Below are 2,864 nucleotides of genomic sequence, written 5' to 3'. Positions count from 1 at the left end.
GCACGGCCATGCCGTCGCGGCCAAGCCGGACATATTCGGGACGGATGCCGAGTTCGATGGCGCCGCTGCCCGCTTTTGGCGCGCCCGGCAGTTCGATGCGCTGCGAGCCGAGCGTCGCCGTCTTGCCGTCGATGGCCACCGGCATGACGTTCATGCCGGGCGAGCCGATGAAATAACCGACAAAGGTATGGCGTGGCCGTTCGAACAGTTCGGCTGGCGTGCCGATCTGGACGATGCCGCCGTCATACATGACCACGACCTGGTCGGCGAAGGTCAGCGCCTCGGTCTGGTCGTGGGTCACATAGACCATGGTGTAGCCGAAGCGGCGGTGCAGCTGCTTCAGCTGCGAGCGCAGCACCCATTTCATATGCGGGTCGATGACGGTCAGCGGCTCGTCGAACAGGATGGCGTTGACGTCGGAGCGCACCAGCCCGCGGCCGAGCGAGATCTTCTGCTTCTGGTCGGCGGTCAGGCCCCTCGCCTTCTTCTTCGCCCAGGACGCCAGGTCGATCATCTCCAGCGTCTCGCGCACCTTGCGGTCGACATCGGCTTCCGGCACGCCGCGATTGCGCAGCGGGAAGGCCAGATTGTCGTAGACGGTCATGGTGTCGTAGATGACCGGGAACTGGAACACCTGCGCGATATTGCGCTCCTGCGTCGACAAATTGGTCACGTCCTTGCCGTTGAACAGCAACTGACCGTGCGACGGGTGCAGCAATCCCGAAATGATGTTGAGCAGCGTGGTCTTGCCGCAGCCCGATGGCCCGAGCAGCGCATAGGCGCCGCCGTCCTCGAAGGTGTGGTGCACTTCCCTGAGCGCGAAATCGGCATCCTTCCGAGGGTTCGGCAGATAGGAATGCCTGACATGGTTGACGTCTATGCGTGCCATATCTTTCCCCTCAAGCCGCCAGCTTCGGCGCGGCCACGGCACGGCCGTGCTCGTCGAAGACCATGATGTGGCGCGGATCGATGAACACCTCGACCTCGGCGTCGGGTTCGAAGTCGCGGATGCCGTGGGTCAGCATGACCCAGCGCGCGTCCGCGAAATCGAGATGGATGAAGCTTTCCGAGCCGGTGATCTCGGTGATCGTCACCTTGGCGCGCACCGGCACAGCGGCGGCATTGGGCTGATCGAGCGACAGGTGATGCGGCTGAAAACCGACCGTGTACATGGCATCGGCAATGCCGGCGAGATCGGCGGGCACCGGCAGTTTGACCCCACCCTCGAGCAGGAAATCCCCACCTTTCTTGGCCAGCACGATGGTGTTGAGCGGCGGGTCGGCGAAAGTCTTGGCCGTCACCAGATCGACCGGTTTGCGGAACACGTCGATGGTCGGTCCGAACTGGGTGATGCGCCCTTCGGAAAGCGTCGCCGTGTTGCCGCCGAGCAGCAGCGCTTCGTGCGGCTCGGTCGTGGCGTAGACGAAGATGGTGCCGGCGGCGGCGAAGATCCTGGGCAATTCGGCGCGCAGTTCCTCGCGCAATTTGTAGTCGAGATTGGCGAGCGGTTCGTCGAGCAGCACCAGGCTGGCGTTCTTGACGATGGCGCGCGCCAGTGCGGTGCGCTGCTGCTGGCCACCGGACAGGCTCAGCGGCGTGCGGTCGAGATAGGGCGTCAGCTTGAGAAGTGCTGCGGCATGGCGCACTTCCTTGTCGATCTTCGCCTGATCGGTTCCCGCCACCCTGAGCGGCGAGGCGATGTTCTCATAGACGGTCATCGCCGGATAGTTGATGAACTGCTGGTAGACCATGGCGATCTTGCGCTTCTGCACCGGCACGCCGGTGACATTCTGGCCGTCGAACCAGATCGAACCGGAGGTCGGCACGTCGAGGCCGGCCATCAGCCGCATCAGGCTGGTCTTGCCGGATAGCGTCGGTCCGAGCAGGACATTGAGCGAGCCGTGCTGGAGCGTCAGCGACACATCGCTTATATGCGCGACCGCACCGACCGTCTTGGTGACGTTTCTCAGTTCCAGCATGACGCCTCCTCCCAGGCCTTCCGCATCAGCTCAAACCCCTCTTCATTCGGCAGCCGCGACATGGCGCCGGCTTATGCCGTGCATGAATTCATCGAGAGCCGCCACCTGCTCGCGGCTGAGATGCAGACCGCGCTTGGTACGGCGCCACAATACATCTTCCGATGTGACGGCCCATTCGTTTTGAACGAGATAGCGCACCTCGGCCTCGTAGAGATCGGCGCCGAAGTTGCGGCCGAGATCGACGTTCGATTTGGCCAGCCCCAACAGCATCCTTGCGCGGGTGCCGTAGAGCCGGGTCAGCCGGCGAGCCAGGCGCGCGTCGAGGAACGGATAGGCGGTCTTCAGTTTCGCCACTTCGGCATCGAAACCGGTGGCCGGGAAATCGCCGCCCGGCAACGGCGCGTTTGCCGTCCACGGCTTGCCGCGTTTACCCAGAAAACCCTCGATCTTTTCCAGCATCGATTCCGACAGCCGGCGATAGGTGGTGATCTTGCCGCCAAAGGCGTTGACGATCGGGGCGGCGCCCTCGCCGCCATCGGCCTTGAGCACATAGTCGCGCGTCGCTTCCTGCGCCTTGGAGGCTCCGTCATCATAGAGCGGACGGACGGCCGAATAGGTCCAGACGATGTCCGAACGCTTGACGGCTTCAGCGAAATATTCGCTTGCCGCGGCGCAGAGGTAGTCGATCTCGGTGTCGCTGATCCTCACGTCATGCGGATCGCCGGGGTAATCCTGGTCCGTGGTGCCGATCAGGGTGAACTCTTCTTCGTAGGGAATGGCGAAGATGATGCGACCATCCCTGTTCTGGAAGAAATAGGCGCGCGGATCGTCGAACTTCCTGGCGATGACGATGTGGCTGCCCTGCACGAGGCGGACATTGTGCAC

Annotated in this window: 3 protein-coding genes; all 3 read right to left on the bottom strand. The window is 63.2% G+C overall.

Annotated features, from left to right (window positions below; genetic code table 11):
• Positions 1-889 (bottom strand): ABC transporter ATP-binding protein (locus ENZ74_RS27650; protein ID WP_164761254.1); only part of this gene is annotated, 889 nt, incomplete at its 3' end.
• A gap of 10 nt (positions 890-899) precedes the next feature.
• Complete coding sequence (locus ENZ74_RS27645; protein ID WP_063167945.1) at positions 900-1,979, bottom strand: ABC transporter ATP-binding protein; 1,080 nt, start codon at positions 1,977-1,979, stop codon at positions 900-902.
• Positions 1,980-2,021: 42 nt separating this feature from the next.
• Positions 2,022-2,864 (bottom strand): glycerol-3-phosphate dehydrogenase (gene glpD, locus ENZ74_RS27640; protein ID WP_127313140.1); only part of this gene is annotated, 843 nt, incomplete at its 5' end.

Source organism: Mesorhizobium sp. M7A.F.Ca.CA.002.15.2.1, from assembly GCF_003998715.1.
Classification (GTDB): Bacteria; Pseudomonadota; Alphaproteobacteria; order Rhizobiales; family Rhizobiaceae; genus Mesorhizobium; species Mesorhizobium ciceri.
Note: the sequence above shows the minus strand (reverse complement) of the source record. Positions and strands in the feature narration are given on the sequence as shown.

Bases quoted from the DNA above. Each gene is read 5' to 3' on its own strand.
- ENZ74_RS27645 (WP_063167945.1), bottom strand. From the start codon at position 1,979: ATGCTGGAACTGAGAAACGTCACCAAGACGGTCGGTGCGGTCGCGCAT.